We start from the raw sequence: 24,412 nt of genomic DNA, 5'->3' as shown, positions 1-24,412 counted from the left end.
ATTTATTCGTGCAAAAATAAGAATATTATTAAGAATAGATTAACTATTATCTAATCTGTCTAAAAGTTCCTTTTTGTAAGATTTTCCTACAGGGATTTTTGTGTCATTATTGAGAATAACTTGGTTTCCATCAATCATTTTTAAATGATTAAAATTAATGAGATATGATTTGTGAATTCTGATAAAATCTTTGGATAATTTCTTTAAAAAATCAGATAAAGTTTGTGGAGTGAGTATCATTTTATCAGCAAAAATCTTTACATAATTTCCATAAGCTTCTGCATGATAAATTTCATCAAAATTTAGTTTAATAATTTTTTTATCACTCTTAACAAAAATACTTTTTACAGTTTCTTCTTGTTTATTGATAACTACTGTTTCTGAAACCATGTTTTTTGATACTTTTTGAACGGCCTGCATAAAACGTTCTAAAGAAAATGGTTTTACCAAATAATCAGTTACTGCCAATTCAAAACCTTCTAAAGCAAACTCTGGATATGCAGTTGTGATAATTACATTAGGGCTTTTTTGCAAAGTTTTTAATAAACTTAAGCCTGAAAGTTTTGGCATATTAATGTCTAGAAACAAAATATCGACTTGTTTTTCTTGGAGAACTTCTAAAACTTCAAATGCGTTTTTACAAGAAGCTACTAAATTCAAATATGGAAATGCATCAATATAATTTTCTAAAATTTGACGTGCAATTGGCTCATCATCAGCAATAATACATTTTAGGTTTTTCATACTTCTAGAGTTAAATTTACACAATATAAATCATCTGTTTTATCAATTTTTAACTGATATTTATCAGTATATAATAACTCTAACCTTTTTTTTGCATTTACCAAACCAATGCCACTTTTTCCTTTTTCTAAATTGTGATGTTGTTCATCTATTATATCAATTGTATTTTTACAAGTAAATTTAATTTTGTCATTTTCTTCTGATATGTTTACGAGAACTTTACTCTGTTCATTTTCTAAATTCCCTAGGTGTTTAAATGCATTTTCCACAAAAACTATAAATAACATTGGTGCTATTTTTAAGTTTGAAAAATTACCAGAAGCTTTAAAATTGATATCGGTTTTATCTTCTAACCTAATTTTTTCTAAAGAAATATAGTTTTTTAAATACGTGATTTCTTTTTCCATAGGTACTAAAACTGCTGCAGTTTCATATAAACTATAACGTAATAAATCTGATAATTTTAACATTAAATCAGGTAATTTATCCGACTTAATTACAGACAAGCCATACAAATTATTCAACGTGTTGAATAAAAAGTGCGGATTTAATTGTGCTTTCAATAACTTTAATTCTGCTTCCTTTTCTTGTTGTCTTCTTACAAAACTATCTTTTGCCAATTTTGTCGCTGTTCCAAAAACGAGCGTTAAAATTACTCCTCCAAAAATGTTGGGTAGCATTCTTAATTCAAACCTTTCAAAAAAATCACTCAAAAAAAAGACACCTAAAAAGGTAAAAAAACTAATATTTAATAGGCTTAAAAAAACACCAAATTGTATTTTCTTTTTAAAAAAATATGGTAAAATTTTAAGATTTTGAATATACGTTAAAGGCATTATAAAAGCGATAAAAAATAAGGCCACAATTAACCTATTTTCTGCCTGAATGATAATCATAAAAATGAGTAAAATAAAAATCCATACAAATAAGTTTTGTACTATCTTATTATCTATCCATTTATCTAGTTTCGACATTTTTCTCGTTTTAAAAGATGTTTCAAAAATACAGTTTCATACTCAAAACTTATTTTTTTAGTGATAACTGCTCCTCTTTTTGGTCTAAACATTCGTTTTTTAATGATAATAGTATTTCTGTAAGCTTATCATTAAAGTAAAAGTGTTCATCATTCTTTTTTTTACAAGCTTAAAATCATCTCCACTTTTGTGGTATAAATTTTAAAATAATAAAAATGAAAACTTTACAACAACTTATGCTACTTGCTTTTTTTCTAATTCAAACAGTATTAGGATTTAGCCAAAATAACAATTTAGAAATTTTATCAAAAAAATACGATACTTCTATAAAAGAGCAAAATAAAGGTATTGCAATTCTGATTAAAAAAGATAATCAAATTAGTAATTTGAGTTTAGGAAAATTCAATCTAAATGAAAATAGTGTCTTTAATATAGGAAGTGCATCAAAAACAATGACTGCTATATTGGTTTTACAAGAACTTGAAAAAGGAAAAATTGGCTTAAATGATAGTATTGGGAAATTTTTAAGTCCTATTAAAAATGTAGCCAATTCTCTTACAATATCTCAATTATTAGCTCACGAAAGTGGTTTGGATGAAGTAATTGGCAAAAATATTGTTGATTTATTTTATGCAAAAAATGATTCGATATATAATGTTAATTTACTAAATCAAGTTGAAAAAAATAATCCTGAGCAAATAGGTAAATTCAATTATTGCAACACCAATTATTTTTTATTGGGAAAAATTCTTGAAAAAATAACAGACCAAAGTTATTTTGATTTGGTTAGAGAACGTGTAATTGAGCCACTTCATTTAAAAAATACCTATGCTTATGTTCATAAAAACTTACCAAATTTAGCTACTCCATATCATAATAATAAAGACGTTTCTAAACATTTAAATTATAAGTTCTTTGCAAATATTGCTTATGCTGCAGGTAGTGTTGCCTCTACTCTATCTGATATGGAAGTATTTTACACATCACTTTTTGAAACAGAAAAACTACTTCAAAAAGAAACTTTGGAGTTAATGTTATCTTCTGGAAATGAAACTTATGGTTTAGGCATTTTTAAGTTCGATAAAGAAAACCAAACTTCTTTTGGCCATGGAGAAAACAATATTGGTTATGCTTTTAGAAATCAATATAATCCTGAAACAAAAAACTTGTTTTTAGTGTTTTCTAACAATATTTCTATTCCTTCAAGAAATTCCTTGACAAAAGATTTATTAAATTATTTAGACAATAAACCTATAAACGATTTTGAAAAAGTTGATTTTGAAAAGTTTAAAAAATATACTGGAACCTACTTACTAAAGGAGGCTAATTTACAATTAAAAATTGTTGCTGAAGGTACTAAAATGTTTATTGTAGTTGATGCCCAAGGCATAAAAAGTGAACTTGCGCAAAAAAATGAAAACTCACTTTCTGATAAAGTTGTTGGTGTTATTTTATCAAAAATTGATGGAACTACTGAACGTCTAAAATTCAAGCAAAATGGATTTGAAACTACCATTAGTAAAATTGAAATCAATAGATAAAAAACTAGTTGAGTTTTATATCTATTGCTTTTAATTCAAGTAATGGATATTTTTTTTAATCATTCTAATTTAAATTAGAAATATTTATATATGAAAAGAAAGTAACTACATATATTCTCTTTTGATTAAAGCTATTTTATTGTGTAAACTAACAAATAAATTTTGGCATAAATTTAGCTGTTTTTTACACACTTTGTTGGCTGTAGTTATTTTTTTGTAACTTTGTGCAGTTCATTTACTTAAATGGATACCTTTAAATACATATGAGAGACTTTAATTTACATAGAGAAAAAGCTGTTAATAGCCTTTTGTTTGTAATAAACAATCTTGAAAAAGCAGATACTCACAAAACTTATAAAATTCTTTATTTCGCTGACCAGAAACACTTATTAAAGTATGGAAGACCTATTTTTGGAGATACTTACGTTAAAATGGAATTTGGTCCAGTTCCTTCATTTGTCAAAAATGTTGTCGATGAGAATATCCAAGGATTAGAAGAGGTTGTAGCAAAGTACAATAGGTATTTTGTTAAATCTTTGGTTGAGCCTAATTTAGAATGTTTATCTGAAAGTGATATTGAGTGTTTAAGCGAATCAATTCAAGAAAATAAAGATTTAGATTTTAAAGCTCTAACAAAGAAATCTCATGACTATGCATATAATAAAGCTATATGGAATATTAATTATATAGATATGGCAAAAGCTTTAGGTGCAGACGAAAGTCTGCTCAAATTTATTAGTATGCAAAAAGCTAATGATAATTTAGAGTTGATTTAACAATGAGTTTAGGGGATTTCTTTCCAGATGATTTAAAAAATCAATTTGCTAAAAGAAATATAGATTTAGGTAGTGCAATTTTAATTCAGATTCCTAATTTCACAGTTAATTATGACAAATACATTATTGTAGTTTCAAAGAATAATTCAGATGATTTTTTAGCTTATGTTGTCATTAATTCTGAAACAAATACAAATGTTGCATATAATTCTTATTTGAAGTCACTACACGTAAAAATTGATAAAGAAAATCATTCTTTTCTTGACAGAGATAGTTTCGTAGATTGTTCTAAATTAAGAGAGTTTCTAATTAAAGATGTCATAGATTTTTTGGCAGAAAATCCAGAGAGAGCTATCGGTAATGTAAGTCCTGATGTTTTAAGATTAATTCATATTACTCTCTCTACAGCTACAACTATAGAACCTTTTATGAAGAGGAAGTTTGGTTTTTAATCACAACCAACTATTCATTCTTTTGCTATCTTATAAATCAAATTCTTATATTTTTTAATATCCTGTTTAAATTTCTTTTGAATAATTATCCATAATAGAATACCAATTAACAAAAGTATACCTCCAAAAATAATTTTAGATTGATTATTGCTTACTTCAGATACAATACTAATTATAACAAAAGCACCTAAAACTATATGAGCGTATAATATAAGTTTTATTAAAAAATGCTGTGCAAAAACAATTTTAATCTTTGTATTACTATTATCTTTCGATTTTATCAGTTTCCCTTTTACCACAGTCCAATTATGGTAAGCAATATACCAACCATATTTAACTCGTTTACGGATTTTAAAAGTGATTTGTTCATCATTTTCAATACTAGTTTTTAAAACAAACCCTTTTAAAGAATCAAAATTTGAATGAAATTTATTATTAATTTCTGCGGTACTTTTTTCTGAAATAAAATTCCATTTTTCCATTATTTTTCGGGGTTTTCATTAGTAATCTTAAAATATTTAGCACTTTTTATCAATACGCCTTTTTTACTTATAAGTGGATGTTTAGTTCCCCACCAATTAAACTGCAAATAATAAGGCACAAGTTTGTTATTCAAACTCATTTCAAATTCTACTGATGTTCCGTTTGTTGACCATTTCAAATTATTATCAATAGCGTTTAAATCAATAAAAGCTTTAGAAAACTTTCTATCTTGCAGTTTCACTGTTATTGTATCTGATTTTTTCATAGGTTCAGAAAATGAAATATTAATTTTTGTTTTTTCTGATAAGTTTGTTATTAGAACATCTTTTGGTGAAATTATTTCTGGTTTTGATAAATTCTTTTGAACTTCAGAAGTCCATTCTAACATTTTAGGATATAAATCTTTTATAGTTTCATCTTCCTTCTTTGTGTTGTAGAACATTAAAAGTTGTTGTGTAAATAAACGAGAATATTCAAAACCTCTACTATCATTTTGAAAACTCCAATATAACCCTACTTCATCAGCAAGATTTGGAAAATGCTTTTGTAAAAAAATATCATAAATTCCCCAAGTCATATATTCATTAAACACTCCAAAACCACCATTTTCATTATAACCACTTTTATTATCCCATAATTTAGCATCAAAATTTTTGTTTACTAATTCTTTAAATTTATCAGTAGTTGGGTTCACATAACCATGATCCATTTCAGTAAAAAGACTGTGTATAGAAGTTGCAATATTTTGTTTATTTATTGAAATTGTATCAGACAAAACATAATCAGGAATTGTTATAAAATCAGCAACAGTAAGTGAATCAATATTTCTATGGCAATTCATTCTATACACAAAAGGAGAAAGAACAACATTGTATTTATTATCTATGGAATATTGCTCACCAAACTCCTCAATCAAGAATTCTCTCATTTCATTCAAGTATTGTGTTTTCTCATACTTATCAGAAACAGCAGTATAATAAGCTTTATTTTGTTTAAAAAAATCTCTGAACTTCGATTTTTTTACAAAATCATTTATTAGATCTAAATGATTATCAAAAGGTTGAAATCCTTTATTGGTATAAAAATTAATCTTTCTTTTTAGTTGATTATTTTCGTCAAATTCAAACGCATAAGAATCTGTTCTAAAACTTAAATAATCTTCCCATTTTTTTCTAGAATAGTTTACAGAATCTAATAAAGAGTGATTCATTACAGGTTTAAAGTACTTCATAACTTTATTATAGTAATCAAAGTCTTTTCTAACTTCTCCCACATCAATTTTTCCATATTGAGTGAGTGCCAAAATAATATTAGCGAGTTCATAAGTTTCTGGGTATTGAACACTTATTATTTTATCTGACGCTATACTTTCTTGTTCTGAGCTTTTGCAGGAAGAAATAAAAAATATTAGCAAAAAAGAATAGATAACAATTTTAAAAGATTGATTTAATTTCATTTTGATAATGTATTTATTAACGATTTATCTATCTAATAACTTCTATAAACGATCGTAAATTCTATATAAAAGTAAGTTTTAAGTGAGAAAAGTCCATCTTTTAATGATAAAAGGCATTCTAATGCTTGTAAACAACTTCATTTTTATGATAACCTTGTTTTTGAAGGTACATCATCAAAGTAACTTCATTTATCATTCTTTTTTTTTTAAACATTATTTCTATAAGACTTTTGGGGTATAAACTTTAAAACAATAACATTATGAAAACTTTAAAATCACTTACAATTTTAGCTTTATTATTAGTTCAAACAGTAGTTTTTGGACAAACTAAAAACACAGAAACTATTCAAAAAAAGGAGAGTAAATCAAAAAAAATTAATACTAAAAATCTAAAAAAGTTTATAGGTACTTATGAGTTAACAGAAGCCAACTTTACATTAGATATTATTCAAGAAGAAGGAAAAATGTATATCGTTACTGAATTCTCTAAAGACGAACTTTTATTAAAAGACGAAAATACCTTACACGAATTTACAAGAGGCGTTGATTTGCAATTGATTGAGGGTAATAAAAATGCTTTAAAATTTACTCAAAATGGTTATGAAACTACCATAGAAAGAGTAAAACCAAAAGCTAAAAAATAATAGTATGCATTTAGAGATTCAAAATGTATCTAAAAAATACAGCAAAGATAAATATGGATTGAAAAATTTTTCAATCCATATTGAAAAAGGAATTCTAGGCTTGTTAGGTGCAAATGGTGCAGGAAAATCTACACTTTTAAAAATGATTGCTACTGTAAGTAAACCAAGTTTAGGAAACATCACTTTAAACAAAAATAACATTGTAAAAGATGCCAATTATATGCGACAGCAATTGGGTTTTTTACCTCAAGATTTTGGAGTGTATCCTAATTTGAATGCTTACGAATTTTTAGAATATATGGCTGCAATGAAAGGAATTGGAGGTAAAAATTTAAGAGCCAAAATACAGCAACTTTTAGAAGGTTTAAACTTAATTGAAAATGCAAAAAAACCTATTGGCACGTATTCTGGAGGAATGAAACAAAGAGTTGGTATTGCACAAACATTGTTAAACAACCCAAAAATTGTGTTGTTTGATGAACCTACAGTGGGTTTAGACCCAGAAGAAAGAGTACGTTTTAGAAACTTAATTTCAGATTTGGCTAACGATTGTATTGTTATTTTATCATCGCACATTGTGTCTGATATTGATACTATTGCTGACAAAGTTGCCATAATGAAAAGTGGAAAATTGATTGAATATGGCAATCAGAATCATATTATAAATCAAGTTGCTGATACCGTTTTTGAAACTATAATTGATTCCAATCAAATTTCAAATTTTAAAGAAAAGCACCTTGTGGTTAGCACATCAAGAATTAATGGGAAACTAAAAATTAGATATGTTTCTCAAAATCCTGTTCAAAATTCTATAACACAAAAAGCAACTTTAGAAGATGCTTATTTGTATCTCAATTCAATAATCTAAACTTTAGATTTCTCAATTTTGCTTTGCTTCATTCGAAATGACAGAGAACTTATAAATAAATCAAAATAATACAAATTAAACTCATAATCAAAATGAAAAAATCCACACGAAATTTACTAATCGCTGCTTCAATTTCTATGTTAATTCTACTAACAATTGCTATATTTTTTGCTGATAAAATCCAAATAGGAATCACACATTTTTAAACCTTACTTATGAAATCATTTTTAACAATCATAAAACTAGATTATTTACAACGTACTAGAAATTACAATTTTCTAATTACATTATGTGCTAGTTTGGCAATTGCCTATACGTTTGTTCCTGAACCTAATGCAAATTACTCCACAATTAGAATTAGCGATTATATTGGATTTTACAATTCAGCCTGGTTTGGTTATGTAACTGCGATTATGAGTAGTATTTTTCTATCATTAATTGGGTTTTATTTGGTAAATAGTGGCGTTAAAAATGATATTGAAACCAAAGTTGGACAGATGATTGCATCTACCCAAACTACTAACTTTGCCTATTTAATTTCAAAAACGATTGGCAATTTTTTATTGCTACTCACAATTGTATGCATCATTTTTATAATGAGTATTGTACTCTTCTTTTTATATAATGATGGTTACCCTTTTCAAATAGTCGATTTTATAAAACCTTATCTCATTATTACAGTGCCAGCAATGTTTTTCGTGGCAAGTTTGGCTGTTTTTTTTGAAGTTATTCTGGCTAAATATCAAGTATTACAAAATGTAGTCTTCTTCTTTTTATTCTGTGCTTTAATAGCCTTTACACCAAAAAATAAAGATGAATTTGCTTTCGATGCTTTTGGAAGTAAAATTGTAATGTATCAATTAGAAGACACAGTTAGAACGCTTACCAATACTGATAAAACAACAAGTATGAGTATTGGTTATGTTTTAGGAAATACCAAAAAAGCGAACAAGTTTGAGTTTAATGGAGTTCAATTTTCATCACTATTTTTAATCAGTAGATTTTTTTGGATTCTAATCAGTTTTGGTTTGGTTTTTTTGTCCTCAAAAGTATTTCATCGCTTTTCTATAAACAAGAAAGTAAAATCAATAAAAAAACTAAAAATTATAGATTCTAAAATAGGATTTAAGGAGATTAATTTATCAACTTTAATAGAAGCAAAAACGAATTATTCTATTTTTTCATTAATAAAAACCGAGTTTTTGTTATTAGTTAGAAAAGGTAAAAAATGGTTGTGGTTTGTAAATATTTCTGGAATGATTTTATTAGGGTTTCTATCTTTAGAGATGGCTCACAAAATTGTATTACCTATTTTATGGTTTTTGCAAGTACACAGAATTTCTGACATCGCTACAAAAGAAAAAAGTTATAATATGCATCTTTTTGCGTCATCATCTTACAAGCCTATTCAGCGAATTTTTGCATCAAAAATAATCGCATCTCTTTTATTGATGTTTATAATTTCATTACCCTTAATTTTGAAATATAGTATTAATTTTGAAATTTTAAATGCTGGATTTATTGTACTTGGTTTTGTATTTTTAACTTTTTCATCAATCTTATTGGGGCAAATAACCAAGGGCAAAAAACTATTTGAAGTTACTTTCTTTTTGGTGACTTATGCAAATATTAATGAGATTCCGTTCTTTGATTATTTTGGTGCTATTAAAAATGATTTAGGGAATATTTATACTATTTTAATAATTATTCTGTTACTTTTGGGGACAACAATTTTCCTGAAAAGGAAGTCTGTACAGAAGTAAACGAATGAAAAAAATCTTTTTAGCTTTAGTATTATTGCTGGCTGTTAGTAGCACTTTTTCTCAAATCAATTTAGAAAAGTTTACAGATTCTGTAAAAAAAATACCCGTAGATAAATTTATAACATTATCTACTAGTTATCTTTTTAAAACAGAATATGAATCCCAAATGAAAATTCTTTCTGATGTGATTTTAAAAAAAATAGCGGATAAAAAACTTAATGAAAATCAGCTTATTTATGCCTACAGAGTTTTGTATTTAAATTATTATCATAATAATGAATTTGAAGAAACGATTAAATATGGCAAATTATCAGAAATAGCCAGTAAAAAGTTGAATTCTCATCACTTTGAATGCCTAGCCAATATTATTTTAGGACAGTCTTATTTTGAGCTAGGAGATTATGATGTATCCATAAACTATCACATAAAAGCGCTTAAAATTGCTACAGCACAAAATATTATAAATTTAAAAATTGCAACCAAAGCAAATATTGGTAAATTTAAATTAGCTTGTAATGATTTTAATGGTGCTATTGAAATTTTAGAAAAAAGTATAGAAGAAACTGAAGACAACAAAACTGCTTATTTAAAAGGTTTTTACCCTGAAACGTATAGTGATTTAACATTGGCTTATGTTAAAACTAACAATCTAAAAAAGGCTAAAGAGTGTAATATAATAGGTAAAAAGTATGCTAAAAAGTTCAACTATTATTTAAATGTGAATTTAATGAATGAGGCAATTATAGAAATGCATAAAAAAAACTATGATAAGGCTCTTAAAATAATTGACAGCACAAATAGTATAGTAGAAAGAACTCACGATAAGTTTAATTTTGTAGCGACTCAACATTTGAATAAAGGAAAAATTTATTTTTATAAAAAAGAGTATACAAATGCACTTAAAGAATTATTAACTCTTGAAAAATTAGAGAATACAAAAAGAATTAATAATTTAAATTTCCAAGAAGGTTTCTCGCTTATTGCTAAAACATATGCTGCTTTAAATAAGAATGATTTTGCTTTAAAATATTATAAAAAAGCATTAGCTACTTTTACTGAAACTCAAAAAAAGAAAGTGGAACTAATTTCTAAAATCACTGATAAATATGATGAAAATCAGATAAATCAAATTTTGAAAAATAAGAATTTATTAGCAACAGAATTTATTCATAAAAAACACTCGATAATTGAAAAGGAGATACAAAAATTAAATTCAGAAAAACAAGAAAAAAATATTTTTATATTGATTATAGTTGCCGTTTTTCTTCTTCTAATAACCACCTTTGGATTTGTAACTTTTAAATCAAGAAAAAAAAATAAACAAAAAGTAGAACAACTTCTAGCTAGAATTTCAGAAAAAGAGACAACTTTCAAAAAAAATGTAAAAACCAATACAGAATTAAACTTAAAAGATTCAGAAATTGAACGAATTCTCAACAATTTAAAAGATCTTGAAAAAAACCAATTTTATTTAAATACAAATTGTACAGCTGCTAATCTTTCTAAAAAATTAAAGACAAATACAACCTATTTATCAAAAATTATCAATCATCATTATCAAAAAAGTTTTACGAATTACATAAATGATTTGAGAATAGATTATGTTTTAAACCGCTTAAAGAAAGATAAACTTTTTAGACGTTATTCTATCCAATCTATAGCTAATGAAATCGGTTTTAAAAGCAGAGAATCTTTTAACAAGGTATTTAAAAAAGAAACTGGTATTCTTCCTTCTTATTTTATAAAAGAACTCAATAAAAATTCCTAATTCTACCAATAAATAGATTCTTTTTTTTGCAAAGCATCTATGCCTAATTTTATAAAATTAGGCATAGATGCTTTATAAATATAGGCATTAACACTTTTCTAGAATAACATAATTATTGGTTATTTACGTAGATCAATAATTTTTTGTAGATGAAAAAAAAATACATTATTCAATTAGCTGCCTTACTTATTTTTAATATTTCTTTTGCTCAAGTAGGAACCAGTTTTTCTGAACCTACTGGTACATCAGTTAGTTGGACTGACTCTAACAAAAGTACTCATCAGTTATCAAACGACCCATCAAGACCAGCAGTAGAATATACATTTGGTTCTAATGGAATGTCTGAATTAGGATTTACTTCAAAATTCATTTCTACTAGACAACCAGGTTCTAGTTCTGCAAATGCAGGTATTTCAAATGATAATATTGGTGTCGTGACTGGATCGTTTTTTTCTTCTGAAACTGGATTTACTATAGGTTCAGGGAATGTTTATACAATTGAAGATCCTGATGGAACAATTCAAATTGAATTTGACGAGGTTGATCTTTCAGGCACTAGCGCTCCAGTTTTATCCTTTAAGTATGGTTTTAGAGGTGCAACTTATGAACAATCTACTTCAGGAAATGATCGTTTTTTTGTAGGTATAAGAGTGAATGGAAGTTCATCAATAATTACTCTTTTAGACACTGATGGAGGAGGAACTTTAGGTGGAGGCAATTTAACTGGAAATGACTTAAATGATGGTGCTAATAAAGTAATTGTTGGTTCAGAGCAAACATTTAGTGTAAACTTATCTGCATATATAGGCAATAGAGTAACACTGGTTATAGAACTGGACACAGATGCTGATTCAGAAGATTTTGCTTTTGATGATATACAATTTTCTCAAGGCTCAAGAGTACTTCCCAATCAGGCTCCAACAATTACTACTTCAGCTGCTAGTTCAATAACTTCTTTATCAGCAAATCTTGCTGGTAATGTAACTAATGATGGTGGACAATCTGTAACTGAAAGAGGTATTGTATATGCTCTAACTACTACTAACAATAATCCAGAAATTAATGGAACTGGAGTTACTAAAGTAGTAATAGGAACTGGCACTGGTGTTTTTAACCAAACTATTAACGGTTTAGCTAATAGTTCTACATATTCTTTTAAAGCTTATGCTATAAATTCTGTAGGTACGAGTTATGGAAATGTTCAATCCTTTACAACCTTAAATATAGCTCCAACTATTAGTACTTCAGCTGCTAGTTCTGTTACTGGTTCATCAGCAAATCTTGCTGGTAATGTAACTAATAATGGTGGAGAATCTGTAACTGAAAGAGGTGTTGTATATGCTTTAACAGCTACTAACAATAACCCAGAAATAAATGGAACTGGAGTCTTTAAAGTTGTCAATGGTTCCGGAACAGGTATCTTTAATCAATCTGTTACAGGATTAACACTTAACTCACAATACTCTTTTAAAGCGTATGCTACCAATACTGTTGGAACAGGTTATGGGGCTACAGAAACATTTACTACTTTGGCAAATGATACGAATACTTTGACAACAAATGGTAATTGGTCTACAGCCAGCAATTGGTCTTTAAATAGAATACCCATAAGCACAGATAATATTCAGATAAATACAGGTAGCACAGTAAACCTTGATGTTTCAGCTTCTGTAAATAATATTAATATAAATATGGGTGGTACTCTAAATATTTTATCAGCAAACGCTCTAACATTAAATGGAGACCTTACTCAAAATGGAATCTTTAATATTTTATCTAGTGCAACAAATAACGGTTCGTTAATTATAAATGGAACGTCTTCTGGTAATGTTAATTATTTAAGATATGTTACTACGAATTGGCATTTAATTAGCTCACCAGTAGTTGGCCAAGTGGTTAGTGGATTTGTTGGGCAAGTAAACACAAGTGGCAATAAATATGCTATTGCACCTTACCTTAACAATACAACCTCTTTGTTACGTTGGAATTACTTTACAGATAATACTGGATTAAATAATGTAAATACTGCAGGTAATTTTACCACAGCAAAAGGTTATACTGTTCAAAAAAGCACGATTAGTGGTACTCTTACCTTCTCTGGAGCTTTACATCTTACCAATCAACCTATTGCCATTACAGATGGTGGAGATGACCCAAATGGAAATCGATGGAACCTAATTGGAAATCCTTATACATCTAGTATCAATGGAAATAATGCAGCAAATGCTATGCATAATTTTTTAAAAGTCAATATTGATTCTGGTAGTTTAGACCCATCTAGATCTGGCTTATATTTATGGAATGGATCTGCTCCTTACGAAATTAAATCTATAGACGATGCTGCTTTTTACATAGCTCCTGGCCAAGCATTTTTTGTTCATGCACCTAATAATGGAGGAACTTCTGCTTCATTTACAAGAGCTATGCAAACGCATCAAACAGGAAATATTTTCTTGAAAAGTTCTTCTAATTACCCAGAATTGATACTAAAACTTTCTGACAGTAAAAATACAGCAACTGCTAAAGTTAGATACATTCAAAACAAAACTACAGGTCTAGATGTAGGTTCTGATATTGGAACGTTTACTGGAGAAAATTCTCAATTTAATATTTTTACCCATTTAGTAAAGGATAGTAAAGGTATCGACTTTGCAATACAAGCATTACCAAACACCAACTACGAAAATATGATAGTACCTATAGGTATTAACGCTGAATATGGAAAAGAGATTCAATTTTCAATACATACCACAAATTTGCCCACTAATTTAAAAGTATATTTAGAAGACAAAAAAAATAACACCTTTACTAGGTTAGATCAGGAAAATACATTTTATCAAATTAATTTAGAACAAAATGAAAAAGGAATTGGAAGATTTTATTTGCACACAAATCATAGTTCGTTAAATATTGAAAATGAGGTAAACTTTAAAAATATAGTTATACATAAATTAAATGCATCTACTGTACGAATTTCAGGATTATCAAACCAAAAAATAGACGTATCTATTTACAATACAATTGGTAAGCTAGTGCATACAACTTATTTTATCTTAAAAAACTTAAAAGATATTAACCTCCCAAATATATCAAAAGGAGTCTATATTATTAAACTAGAAGCTAAACTTGGTAGTATCAGCAAAAAAATAATAATTGAGTAGTTCCTAACCTTAAGAAAACAAAAATGAAAAGTAACCATAACACAAATAAAATTACTCGTAAACAAGCTTTGAAAAAAGTAGGCAACTATAGTAAGTTTGTTACGCTTACTGCACTTGGTACATATATGATTTTAAACCCTCAAAAAGCTCAAGCTTCTAGTCCAGAAGCTCCAGGATCTGGTTTTTAAAAAATATTAACATACCTTAAAGAAATAAAAATACCATTTGAAAGAACTGCTATGCTTTGATAAATTCTAATTTTTTAATGTACTAAAAAAGCCAACTTATACATCTAAAAAAGGTGTAGAGAAATTACTAATAGCATATTTAAAAAGGAAATTAATATTGTTTCAGCCTATCCACAAAAAAAATTAAGTGCAGTATTAACGCTAACGCCCAAATTTATTTTGTAATTACTATTCTTATTTGTCTTTTTGAAATATTAAAGAGTTCGATTGTGTCCAAATTTATAAATTTTAGCATACTATTCTTTCTAGAACAACTTATTTATTGGTAATTGGATATTGAATTCAATATGTATGGAAACTACGAAAATAAAAGCGCCAAAAAAGATCTGGAGTCCTTTAAAAAAAATATCATTTAGATTCTTTTTCAGCTACTTCTCACTCTTTATTATATTTCAAAATAACACAACATATCCATTTTACAAACATGTAGAAGAATTATTTAACAAAGTACTTTACAAAATAATTCCTACAATTGGAGAAACTATTTTAGGGATAAGCTACACCATTAGAACTGGTCCAAATGGAAGTGGAGATACCACCTATGACTATGTTTTACTGTTTACCATCTTTATCATTTCTATTTTAGCTTGTATCATTTGGTCTTTACTAGATAGAAAAAGGAAACATTACAAAAAAATGTATTATTGGCTCACTGTTGCTATTCGTTTCTACATTGGTTTGATGTTGATTAATTACGGAATGTGGAAGCTTATTAAACTGCAGTTTGGTTATCCAAGTATGCAAACGCTAACACAGACTTTTGGAGAATCAAGCCCAATGCGTTTGGCATGGACATTTTTAGGTTTTTCTAAAGGATATAATATTTTTATGGGGCTTGCAGAAGTTGCAGCAGTATTTTTATTATTTAGAAGAACACTAGCATTTGGTTTAATTATTACTCTAGCAACTACTGCAAATGTAATGGCTGTAAATTATTTTTATGATGTTCCTGTAAAAATAACATCCACCCATTTAGTAATGATGACATTATTTTTGCTAGCCTATAATTTCAAAGAATTATGTGATTTTTTCTTTTTCAAAAAGCCAGTAAAATTAAGTATTATAGCAAAACCTAAAGTCGCAAAAATTCCTAAAATAATATTCTTGGTCTTAAAAATTTTGATTATTGTAAATATTGGATTTGGTTTTTATTCTACAAAACAATACCAAGACAGGTCTTTAGAAGGCGTAAATGATACAAGGATAAAAGGGTTTTATGAAGTAAAATCTTTTGTAGTAAATAAAGACACTATTTCTAGAGAAAGTAGAAGCGGAATTAAAAAATGGAAATATTTATTCTTAAAGTATAAAAGATTTGCTATGGTAAAAGACTATAATAACAAAGGTAAATGGTATAAATTAAAAGTAGATAGTTTACAAAATAAATTCACATTAGAAGATTATAGAGATTCTTTAAAAAAATATGATTTAAGATTTGAAAAAAAAGATAGTATTTTTCATATAAGAGGTAACTTTCAAAAAGATACACTATCTATTAAGCTTATTAGAACTGAAGAATTTAGAAAGAAGTTTTTATTAACTAATAGAGGTTTTCATTGGATAAACGAACGACCTCTAAATAGATAAAATATTATGTATCGTTTTTTATCTATTTTATTTATTTTTCTTTTAACATGTCAAAAACCCAAAACAAATACAGACAATTTTGAACTCTTTAAAGTCAAAAATTCCGAAGGACTTCTGATTGTATTTCCAGGTGGAGGAAGCACATCAAAAGAAACCAAAATAGAATTTAAAATTCTTAAAAAAGCAATACAAAATAAAGTTTCTGTGTTGTTAATGGATTTCAATCGTCATTTATGGATTGATGAAAATGATGCTAAAAAACTGGAGAAAAGTATAAATAAAATTGTAGAAGAAAGTAATTTAAATGTTGATAATATTTTTATTGGAGGCATGTCTATTGGAGGTACAGTTGCGCTTTCGTTATCAAATTATTTAGCAAAAACAAACTCAAAACTAGATCCAAAAGGAGTTTTTGTTGTAGATTCTCCTATTGATTTGTATGGGTTGTATCAAAGCTCAAAAAAAGATCTTTTAAGAAAAGATTTTTCTGAAGAAAGGTTAGCAGAACCTAAATGGATTATCAATTATTTTGAAGAAGAATTCAGCAAAGATTCTTTGTTAATCAATATTCAAAAATATGCCCCCATTACTTTAGAAACCAAAAACACTACAAATATTGATGCGCTAAAATTTAAAAAAATTCGCTTTTACACAGAACCTGACACCTTATGGTACAAAACCAATAGGCAAACTGATTTTGAGAGTACAAATGCCTATTTGCTTCAAAAAACAGTAGCTCTTTTAGAATCAAAAGGCTGGAAAAAAGCCACCTTAATTCAAACTAAAAACAGAGGTTTTAGAGCAAATGGAGAAAGAAATCCACACAGTTGGTCCATTGTAAATGTTGATGAATTAATTAAATGGATGTTAAACTAATATGAAATATAAAATAGCACTATTTGCACTGTTAATTAGTCAAATCAACTTTGGTCAAATTACAAAAACAGAAACACAAAAGATTAGAAAATTTTCAATTATAAAAATGAAATCTTCTTCTTTTGGTAATCAAGAAAGAACCTTAAAAATAGCTTTACCAGAAAATTACGATGCCAAAAAAAAGTATCCTGTAATTTATACTTTAGATGGGTATTCTCTTTTTGAACCTACATTAAATTATGTAGACGTTTTGAGTAAAACAAATGATAAAGATGTAGAAAATTCTGGAGAAAACGTAATCCCTCAGTGCATCATTGTAAGTATTATTCATACAAATAGAGGTTTTGAAACTGAACCCAATTTTAATGGAATGGAGTATTTGGAGGGTCCAGAAAAGCTGAAAAATTTTTTAATTTCTGAAGTCTATCCTTATATAAATTCTACTTACAATACTTCTGGTTTTAATGCTATTATTGGTCATTCTAACACTTCACATTTTGTGACTTCTTTATTATTTCAAGAGAAAAATCCGTTTAAAAATATTATTGCATTATCATTGGTGGAAAGTGTTCCAAATTACAATGAAATTATAATAAAAAAATTAAAATCTGCTTTTAATGTCAGTTATTTTTTAGGTTATGGAGTAAGAGATAACCAGTTTAGTAAAATGGCCAAACAAATACAATCTAGTGTATCTAAAGATAATATTGAAGTTAAAAAATACAATGCCAATCATGCAGATTTACCCACTACAGCCTTGTTAGATGGTATAAAATTTCTTTTTAGAGCATATAAAAAATTTGATGATTTTACTGAAATTTCAAAACAAGAAAACTTCAGTCCAACATCTTATTTTAATAATTATCAGCAAAAAATGAAACAGATTTATGGCATCAATACCACCATAAATGCTGATGATTTTGATTACTTACTTGTTGAAACCATAAATAGTAAAAACAAAAAAGCCTTTGAAAAGCTTGTGAAATTTGATGAAAAAAGAAATAATTTAACTTACATGCCAATTGTGATGTTTCATGACAGAAAAGATTTGGGTGATGTAATAGAAGCAAAAAAAATAGCCTATGAGATGTTGGAGAGTAAAGACTTTCAGGTATACCGTTTTTTATTAGGACAATTAGATAATTTTAGTAACTTTTTTATCAATGATTTAGAATCTGCAGAAGAAGCCATTTCTTTTTTAGAGCAAGGAAAAAAGAACTTCAAAAAATATCGATTAGAATTTAGTTATTTTATTGCAAAAACTGCAATAGAAACTAACACTACTTTAAAAAAGGGAATAAAAAACTTAAAATATTGTGTCAAAAATTACAAAAAAAATAGATATTTTTCTCAAAAAGAATTGGAGCTTTTATCAAAAAAAATAAAAAGTTAGTTCTAGTTTTTATTTAATAAAATAAACATATAAATAATGAAGTCTATAACTCAATGCTTTACAATTTACCTGCTTTTCATTTCGTTTTTTAGCTGTAAAAAAAATGAAATACAGTCTACTAATTCTAAAGTTGAAAAATACAAGGATTTTGTAGCTAAAATGCATCAAAAAGGTTTTACAACTGGCAACATTTTAGTTTACGAAAACGAGAAAATTATTTTTCAAAGTGCAAATGGTTTACGTTCTATAGACCCTGTAGATTCTTTAACATTAGATTCTCAATTTAGATTGGCTTCAATCAGTAAACAGTTTACAGGCATTTCTATAGCAAAACTGAAAATTGCTGGTAAAATAACCTACAACCAGAAAGTAAACACCATATTAAAAGATTTTCTATACGATAATATTACCATTAAACATCTACTCCATCATACTTCTGGTTTAGCTGATTATGAAGCAATTATTGAAGAAAATTTTGAACCCAAAGATTCTGAAAAAAGATACATTTTAGGAAATAACGAAATCTTGGAGGTATATTATAAAGTGAATCCAAAACTAAATTTTGAACCAGGTGAACAATGGGAATATTCCAATACAGGTTATATGGTTTTAGCTTCAATTGTAGAAAAAGTTTCTGGTAAACATTTCAGTATTTTTTTAAAGGAAAACATCTTTGACCCTTTAGAAATGAATAATTCTACACTCTATAATTATCAGGAAAAAAGAGACCCAAATATGCCAAATCGTGTTTTTGGGTATAGTACAGCTTTCAATCAAAAGGACTTATATTTATATGATTATGATATAGTAAATGATGTAAGAGGTGATGGAGGTATCTATTCTACTTTACACGATTTATACAAATGGAATTTAGCAATATCAAACTATAAAGTACTTCCAAAAAAAGAACTAAAAGAAGCTTGGTCTTGGGGTTCTTTAAATGATGGAACCAAAACTAGATATGGTTTTGGTTTTAAATTTTTAAAAGACAAAAAAATGCCTAAAACTGTTTTTCACGCTGGTGAGTGGGTTGCTTTTGGTACTTTTTTACTCAATGAATACGAAACAAAAAGCGGTTACATTGTACTTACCAACAACAACACCCCAAATCATATTGCAATTACAGATGCCATTGATAGTATTAGAGCAGACAAGCCTTACAGTTTACCTAAAAAATCAATTGCAGAGAGTTTTGCTGGTTTAATGTATTCAGAAAATTTAGCAAAAGCAATGCAATTTTTAGATAACAATAAAAATGATAGCGAACATTATTTTATTGATGAAAATCATTTGAATTATTTAGGAAGTGTATTAGCAAGAAATAAAAATATAGATGAAGCTTTAACAGTTTTTAAATTAAATATCGAACGATTTCCAAATTCTGCAAATGTTTATGATAGTTATGGAGAAGCTCTACTGATAAAAGGAGACTCTTTATCAGCATTAAAATACTTTAAAACTGCCTATAAAATGGATAAAAGTTTTGAAAATACAAGAAGGACAATCTTAAAAATAGAAAAAGCACTAAAAAACTAATGAAAGCTGTTATATATGAAAAATATGGTAAGCCAAATGTTTTAAAATTAACTAATATAAAAAAACCAATACCAAAAGATAATGAAGTATTAGTTAAAGTTGTAGCAACATCTGTAACAGCTGCAGATGTTAGATTAAGAGCTTCAGACTTCCCAGCTTTATTTTGGTTACCAGCAAGAATTATTTTTGGATTATTTAAACCTAACAAGAAAATTTTAGGACACGAATTCTCTGGAATTATAGAAGAAAAAGGCAAAAACGTAACAAAATTTAATATTGATGATGCCGTTTTTGGAACAACAACTATGCTTAAATCTGGAGCTTATGCTGAATACCTTTGTGTGCCAGAAACTTGGAAACATGGAGTAATGGCTTTAAAACCAAAAAGCATATCTTTTAAACATGCTACATGCTTACCAATTGGAGGAATGACAGCTCTTTTTTTATTAGAAAAAGCAACTATTTCTAAAAATAAAAAAATACTTATTTATGGTGCATCAGGTAGTGTAGGTAGTTATGCTGTGCAACTTGCTAAACATTTTGAAACATCTGCAACAGGCGTTTGCAGTTCAAAAAATATGGAAATGGTTAAAAACCTTGGTGCAGATAACCTTTTAGATTATAATCAACAAGATTATGCTACTTTGGATGAAAAATATGACATTGTTTTTGATGCTGTTGGAAAAACTACGAAATCAAAAGCTAAAAAAGTGCTAAAGAAAGCTGGTGTTTTTGTATCTGTAAAAATGATGACAAAAGAAAAAAATGAATATCTTTTAAAACTCGCTGATTTGACAAAAAATGGAAAATTAATTCCGTTTATAGACAAAGTTTATCCTCTTGAGAATATCGTAAAAGCTCACAAATATGTTGATACAGGAAGAAAAAGAGGAAATGTAATCATCGAAATAAACAAAAAATAAACATATTGAATTCAAGAAATAAAGTACTTATAATTTTACTCTTATTATTATCTATCAGTAATTTTAGTCAACAATTAAAGCTAACAGATTTCTACAAATACAATCCAGCTTTAGAACATAAAGTAGATAAAATATTTAACAGCTTAAATGATACTGAAAAAGTTGCACAAATGATTGTAACTTCTGCTGGAGAATTAGGAAAACCTGAAAGTATAGTTTTCAAACTTGCACAAGAAAATAAAATAGGTGGTGTTGTTTTTCTCAAAGGAACTTCTGAAAACCACGAAAAAATGATTGATAGCTTAAATACCATTAGCAAATCTAAAAATCAACTGCCATTATTATTTTCTATTGATGCAGAACCTAGTTTGTATAATGGTAGATTGCAAGGCACAAAACCTCTAATGAATACTATTGATATCAAAACTGAAAAACAATCAGATTCAATTGCAATAATTATCAATAATAAACTTTTAGAAATTGGTTTTCATCAAAATTTTGCGCCTGTTGTAGACATCAGTCCAGAAAATGAAGCGATTAAAGACAGAAGCTTTGGCAGTGATAAAAATAAAGTTATCCAATTAAGTAATCAATTTATAAAAACTACTCAAAATCAAGGAATTGTTGCTACAGCAAAACATTTTCCAGGTCATGGTTTGGTAAAAGGAGATACGCATAAAAAATCGGTTTATATAGATGGAGCATTGCAGGAATTAGAGATGTATCCTCCTTTAATTAATGACGGAGTTTTATCGATTATGATTGCACACATTACCATACAGAATAATGAAAAATATGGCACAAATGGTTTGCCTGCAAGTTGTTCAAGAAAAATAGTTACTACTCTTTTAAAAGAAGAATTGGGTTTTAAAGGATTAATTATTACTGATGCTTTAAATATTATGAAAGCAGTAACAATTATTAAAAACGCACCACTTTTAGCCTCTAAAGCAGGAAATGATATGTTGTTAATGCCTATTGATGAAAGCGAAACGATTACTTCTATTCTTGATGAAATGGAAAAAGATTCAGCTTATAAAACTCAAGTTTATGAGTCTGTGAAAAAAATTATTCGATTTAAAATTTTATTAAACCTAATTTAATTCTTTATGAAAAAAATATTTTTCCTCTTTACAGTTTTAATAACTAATTATGGATTTTCACAAGCTAAAAACATTGATTCTTTACAAATAGAAAACTTAAAAAAAGAACTTCATCAAATTAAAATTGAAGATCAAACCTTACGATTTTTATTACCAGATGTAACCAAAAGATTTGGTAATAAGTCTGATGAATCAAAATATATTTGGTCTTTAATTCACAAACAAGATAGTATTTGTGAAGCAAAAGTTATATCAATTTTAAAAAAACATGGTTGGTTAGGCAAGAGCATAATTGGTGAGGATGCGAATCAAACTTTATGGTTGGTTGTTCAACATGCGCAACTAAAAAATCAAGAAAAATACATATCACTTTTAAAAAAATCTGTTGACAAAGGCGAATCTAAACCTTGGCATTATGCTTTTTTAAAAGACAGGATTTTAATGAGAAATGGCAAAAAACAAATTTACGGAACACAAGCTTTCTGGGATAAAAAACTAGGTAAAATGAAAATTTATCCAATTAAAAATCCTAAAAATGTAAATGAAAAAAGAAAAAAGTTAGGTTTAGGAACTGTTGAAGAACATGCTAAACAGAATGGATATATTTTAAATGACTAAAAAATGAAAAAAATAGTACTTATTTTAATACTAATTATTAGCTGTAAGTCAAAAAAAGAAGCTGAAATAAAGCCTTTTCAACAATTGTCTTCTTTAGTAGATAATTATGCTGAAAACACTTTACAAAAAGAAAATATCAACTCAATTGCATTAGCTATTTATAGAAATGGAGAAGTATATTATAATTTTTATGGCGAACTTGATAAAGGAAAGAAAAATACACCTAACAATAATACTTTGTATGAAATAGCATCCATAACCAAAGTGTTTACAGGTTCTTTAGCAGCAAAAGCTGTTTTAGAAAATAAGATTCGTTTAGAGGATGATATTAGAAAATATTTAGAAGGTGATTACTCTAATTTAGAGTTTGAAAACATACCAATTACTATTAGCAACCTGTTGACACACTCACTTGGTTTTAAAACAAAACACCCTAAAAGATTTTCTGATATTAATGATAAAATTGCTGAAGGCTACTATAAAGATAAAGAAATAGACTATAATTTTAATGACTTTTTAGATGATTTAAAATTGATGAAATTAGATAAAAAACCTGGTACTTATTTTGAGTATAATAATGTAGGTTCTGAATTGATGGCTTATATTTTGCAAAAAGTATATCAAAAAAAATACAAGGAAATTGTGTACTCTTTTCTGAAAGAATTGGAGATGAACAACACTTATTTAATAGATTTTGACAAACACAAGCATTTTTTAGCAAACGGGTATGATGAACAAAATAAATTGGCTCCTTATTACAAAAATCCTTTATTAGGTGGTGCAGGTGGAATGATTAGTACATTACCAGATTTAATAAAGTTGCTAAAATTTCAACTAGAAAGTAAAAACCCTTTAATAAAAGAAGCCACGAGAGTTTTGTTTAAAGATGAAGAAGGCACACAAATGGGGTATTTATGGCAAGATTTAGGTACAGCCAAAGAAGAAGGTTTTTATTATTCTAAAACTGGAAATTCAATCGGAATTCATAGTGGAATTTTAATTTGTCCAGACAGTAATTATGGACAAATTATGATTGTCAATAATAATTCTGATGCTGCTAGTAATGATTATTTTAATTTATTTTACACCATAGAAACTGATTTGATAAAATTCCCAAAAATCAATTTAAAATCTTATATAAAACCAAAACTTTTGGTTGATAAAAAGGCAGCTAAAAAAGAGTTCAATCAGTTAAAAATTAATGAAAACAAATACTTTAATACCAATTTTATCTTTAATTTAAATGCAATAGGTTATGAGCTTTTAAAAGAAAATAAAATTAAAAAAGCCATTGAAGTTTTTCAATTTGCTATTTCAGAAAATCCAAAAAATGCAAACTTGCATGATAGTTTAGGGCAAGCCTATTTTGAAAATAAAGACTTTGAAAAATCTAAAAAAAGTTATTTAAAGTCTTTAAAATTGAATCCTAAAAATGAAAATGCAGAAAAGTATTTGAAGAAAATAAATCATATTTTAAATGTTAATTCTAAATAAAATT

Annotated in this window: 21 protein-coding genes; 17 read left to right on the top strand and 4 right to left on the bottom strand. The window is 27.3% G+C overall.

Going from position 1 to position 24,412, the window contains the following annotated elements:
• Nucleotides 1-39 precede the first annotated feature (39 nt).
• Both BTO18_RS13435 and BTO18_RS13430 read right to left on the bottom strand, forming a co-directional pair.
• Nucleotides 40-744 carry a LytR/AlgR family response regulator transcription factor gene (locus tag BTO18_RS13435; protein WP_105016715.1) on the bottom strand — a complete coding sequence of 235 codons (705 nt, stop codon included), beginning with the start codon at nt 742-744 and terminating at the stop codon, nt 40-42.
• The gene (locus BTO18_RS13430; protein WP_105016714.1) at nt 741-1,718 is read right to left on the bottom strand and encodes a sensor histidine kinase; all 978 of its coding nucleotides are present in this window, start codon (nt 1,716-1,718) and stop codon (nt 741-743) included. Before BTO18_RS13430 ends, BTO18_RS13435 begins: the two co-directional genes overlap by 4 nt.
• A gap of 215 nt (nt 1,719-1,933) precedes the next feature.
• On the opposite strand from BTO18_RS13430, the gene BTO18_RS13425 reads away from it, so the two are divergent.
• From BTO18_RS13425 to BTO18_RS13415, 3 genes are all read left to right on the top strand, one after another.
• The gene (locus BTO18_RS13425) at nt 1,934-3,259 is read left to right on the top strand and encodes a serine hydrolase domain-containing protein (RefSeq protein ID WP_105016713.1); all 1,326 of its coding nucleotides are present in this window, start codon (nt 1,934-1,936) and stop codon (nt 3,257-3,259) included.
• Nucleotides 3,260-3,522: 263 nt separating this feature from the next.
• A complete protein-coding gene (locus tag BTO18_RS13420) occupies nt 3,523-4,035 on the top strand; it encodes a Panacea domain-containing protein (RefSeq protein ID WP_105016712.1) in 513 nt (170 codons plus the stop codon).
• Nucleotides 4,036-4,037: 2 nt separating this feature from the next.
• The gene (locus BTO18_RS13415) at nt 4,038-4,487 is read left to right on the top strand and encodes a hypothetical protein (RefSeq protein ID WP_105016711.1); all 450 of its coding nucleotides are present in this window, start codon (nt 4,038-4,040) and stop codon (nt 4,485-4,487) included.
• A gap of 14 nt (nt 4,488-4,501) precedes the next feature.
• On the opposite strand, the gene BTO18_RS13410 is transcribed toward BTO18_RS13415, so the two are convergent.
• Both BTO18_RS13410 and BTO18_RS13405 read right to left on the bottom strand, forming a co-directional pair.
• Nucleotides 4,502-4,969: a hypothetical protein gene (locus BTO18_RS13410; protein WP_105016710.1), complete on the bottom strand. Its 468-nt coding sequence runs from the start codon at nt 4,967-4,969 to the stop codon at nt 4,502-4,504.
• Nucleotides 4,969-6,426: a DUF4932 domain-containing protein gene (locus BTO18_RS13405; RefSeq protein WP_105016709.1), complete on the bottom strand. Its 1,458-nt coding sequence runs from the start codon at nt 6,424-6,426 to the stop codon at nt 4,969-4,971. Before BTO18_RS13405 ends, BTO18_RS13410 begins: the two co-directional genes overlap by 1 nt.
• Nucleotides 6,427-6,686: 260 nt before the next feature.
• Here BTO18_RS13405 and BTO18_RS13400 point away from each other — a divergent pair, with 260 nt between their 5' ends.
• From BTO18_RS13400 to BTO18_RS13340, 14 genes are all read left to right on the top strand, one after another.
• A complete protein-coding gene (locus BTO18_RS13400; protein WP_105016708.1) occupies nt 6,687-7,070 on the top strand; it encodes a hypothetical protein in 384 nt (127 codons plus the stop codon).
• Nucleotides 7,071-7,074: 4 nt separating this feature from the next.
• On the top strand, nt 7,075-7,938 hold the full coding sequence (locus tag BTO18_RS13395) for an ABC transporter ATP-binding protein (protein WP_105016707.1): 864 nt from the start codon (nt 7,075-7,077) through the stop codon (nt 7,936-7,938).
• Between the two features lie 215 nt (nt 7,939-8,153).
• Nucleotides 8,154-9,701 (top strand): hypothetical protein, encoded by a 1,548-nt coding sequence (locus BTO18_RS13390; protein WP_105016706.1) that lies wholly within the window; start codon nt 8,154-8,156, stop codon nt 9,699-9,701.
• Between the two features lie 4 nt (nt 9,702-9,705).
• A complete protein-coding gene (locus BTO18_RS13385; protein ID WP_105016705.1) occupies nt 9,706-11,469 on the top strand; it encodes an AraC family transcriptional regulator in 1,764 nt (587 codons plus the stop codon).
• A gap of 149 nt (nt 11,470-11,618) precedes the next feature.
• Nucleotides 11,619-14,630, top strand: a complete 3,012-nt coding sequence (locus BTO18_RS13380; RefSeq protein ID WP_105016704.1) for a DUF8693 domain-containing protein — start codon at nt 11,619-11,621, stop codon at nt 14,628-14,630.
• Between the two features lie 23 nt (nt 14,631-14,653).
• The gene (locus BTO18_RS17690; RefSeq protein ID WP_170063274.1) at nt 14,654-14,818 is read left to right on the top strand and encodes a hypothetical protein; all 165 of its coding nucleotides are present in this window, start codon (nt 14,654-14,656) and stop codon (nt 14,816-14,818) included.
• A gap of 351 nt (nt 14,819-15,169) precedes the next feature.
• A complete protein-coding gene (locus BTO18_RS13375) occupies nt 15,170-16,465 on the top strand; it encodes a hypothetical protein (protein WP_105016703.1) in 1,296 nt (431 codons plus the stop codon).
• Nucleotides 16,466-16,471: 6 nt separating this feature from the next.
• Nucleotides 16,472-17,341 (top strand): steryl acetyl hydrolase, encoded by an 870-nt coding sequence (locus tag BTO18_RS13370; RefSeq protein ID WP_105016702.1) that lies wholly within the window; start codon nt 16,472-16,474, stop codon nt 17,339-17,341.
• A gap of 1 nt (nt 17,342) precedes the next feature.
• Nucleotides 17,343-18,734 carry an alpha/beta hydrolase gene (locus BTO18_RS13365; protein ID WP_105016701.1) on the top strand — a complete coding sequence of 464 codons (1,392 nt, stop codon included), beginning with the start codon at nt 17,343-17,345 and terminating at the stop codon, nt 18,732-18,734.
• Between the two features lie 36 nt (nt 18,735-18,770).
• On the top strand, nt 18,771-20,270 hold the full coding sequence (locus BTO18_RS13360; RefSeq protein ID WP_105016700.1) for a serine hydrolase: 1,500 nt from the start codon (nt 18,771-18,773) through the stop codon (nt 20,268-20,270).
• A complete protein-coding gene (locus BTO18_RS13355; RefSeq protein WP_105016699.1) occupies nt 20,270-21,193 on the top strand; it encodes an NAD(P)-dependent alcohol dehydrogenase in 924 nt (307 codons plus the stop codon). Before BTO18_RS13360 ends, BTO18_RS13355 begins: the two co-directional genes overlap by 1 nt.
• A gap of 5 nt (nt 21,194-21,198) precedes the next feature.
• Nucleotides 21,199-22,296: a glycoside hydrolase family 3 N-terminal domain-containing protein gene (locus tag BTO18_RS13350; RefSeq protein ID WP_105016698.1), complete on the top strand. Its 1,098-nt coding sequence runs from the start codon at nt 21,199-21,201 to the stop codon at nt 22,294-22,296.
• A gap of 6 nt (nt 22,297-22,302) precedes the next feature.
• Entirely contained in the window at nt 22,303-22,914 is a 612-nt protein-coding gene (locus tag BTO18_RS13345; protein ID WP_105016697.1) for a DUF6624 domain-containing protein, read from the top strand.
• A gap of 3 nt (nt 22,915-22,917) precedes the next feature.
• Complete coding sequence (locus BTO18_RS13340; RefSeq protein WP_105016696.1) at nt 22,918-24,408, top strand: serine hydrolase domain-containing protein; 1,491 nt, start codon at nt 22,918-22,920, stop codon at nt 24,406-24,408.
• Nucleotides 24,409-24,412: the final 4 nt, after the last annotated feature.

The organism is Polaribacter porphyrae (genome assembly GCF_002954685.1).
Classification (GTDB): Bacteria; Bacteroidota; Bacteroidia; order Flavobacteriales; family Flavobacteriaceae; genus Polaribacter; species Polaribacter porphyrae.
Note: the sequence above shows the minus strand (reverse complement) of the source record. Positions and strands in the feature narration are given on the sequence as shown.

Coding starts and splice junctions, on each gene's coding strand:
- BTO18_RS13395 (WP_105016707.1), top strand. CDS start 7,075: ATGCATTTAGAGATTCAAAATGTATCTAAAAAATACAGCAAAGATAAA.
- BTO18_RS13415 (WP_105016711.1), top strand. CDS start 4,038: ATGAGTTTAGGGGATTTCTTTCCAGATGATTTAAAAAATCAATTTGCT.
- BTO18_RS13365 (WP_105016701.1), top strand. CDS start 17,343: ATGAAATATAAAATAGCACTATTTGCACTGTTAATTAGTCAAATCAAC.
- BTO18_RS13360 (WP_105016700.1), top strand. CDS start 18,771: ATGAAGTCTATAACTCAATGCTTTACAATTTACCTGCTTTTCATTTCG.
- BTO18_RS13390 (WP_105016706.1), top strand. CDS start 8,154: ATGAAATCATTTTTAACAATCATAAAACTAGATTATTTACAACGTACT.
- BTO18_RS13400 (WP_105016708.1), top strand. CDS start 6,687: ATGAAAACTTTAAAATCACTTACAATTTTAGCTTTATTATTAGTTCAA.
- BTO18_RS13405 (WP_105016709.1), bottom strand. CDS start 6,426: ATGAAATTAAATCAATCTTTTAAAATTGTTATCTATTCTTTTTTGCTA.
- BTO18_RS13420 (WP_105016712.1), top strand. CDS start 3,523: ATGAGAGACTTTAATTTACATAGAGAAAAAGCTGTTAATAGCCTTTTG.
- BTO18_RS13430 (WP_105016714.1), bottom strand. CDS start 1,718: ATGTCGAAACTAGATAAATGGATAGATAATAAGATAGTACAAAACTTA.
- BTO18_RS13410 (WP_105016710.1), bottom strand. CDS start 4,969: ATGGAAAAATGGAATTTTATTTCAGAAAAAAGTACCGCAGAAATTAAT.
- BTO18_RS13370 (WP_105016702.1), top strand. CDS start 16,472: ATGTATCGTTTTTTATCTATTTTATTTATTTTTCTTTTAACATGTCAA.
- BTO18_RS13340 (WP_105016696.1), top strand. CDS start 22,918: ATGAAAAAAATAGTACTTATTTTAATACTAATTATTAGCTGTAAGTCA.
- BTO18_RS13435 (WP_105016715.1), bottom strand. CDS start 744: ATGAAAAACCTAAAATGTATTATTGCTGATGATGAGCCAATTGCACGT.
- BTO18_RS13380 (WP_105016704.1), top strand. CDS start 11,619: ATGAAAAAAAAATACATTATTCAATTAGCTGCCTTACTTATTTTTAAT.
- BTO18_RS17690 (WP_170063274.1), top strand. CDS start 14,654: ATGAAAAGTAACCATAACACAAATAAAATTACTCGTAAACAAGCTTTG.
- BTO18_RS13425 (WP_105016713.1), top strand. CDS start 1,934: ATGAAAACTTTACAACAACTTATGCTACTTGCTTTTTTTCTAATTCAA.
- BTO18_RS13355 (WP_105016699.1), top strand. CDS start 20,270: ATGAAAGCTGTTATATATGAAAAATATGGTAAGCCAAATGTTTTAAAA.
- BTO18_RS13375 (WP_105016703.1), top strand. CDS start 15,170: ATGGAAACTACGAAAATAAAAGCGCCAAAAAAGATCTGGAGTCCTTTA.
- BTO18_RS13385 (WP_105016705.1), top strand. CDS start 9,706: ATGAAAAAAATCTTTTTAGCTTTAGTATTATTGCTGGCTGTTAGTAGC.
- BTO18_RS13345 (WP_105016697.1), top strand. CDS start 22,303: ATGAAAAAAATATTTTTCCTCTTTACAGTTTTAATAACTAATTATGGA.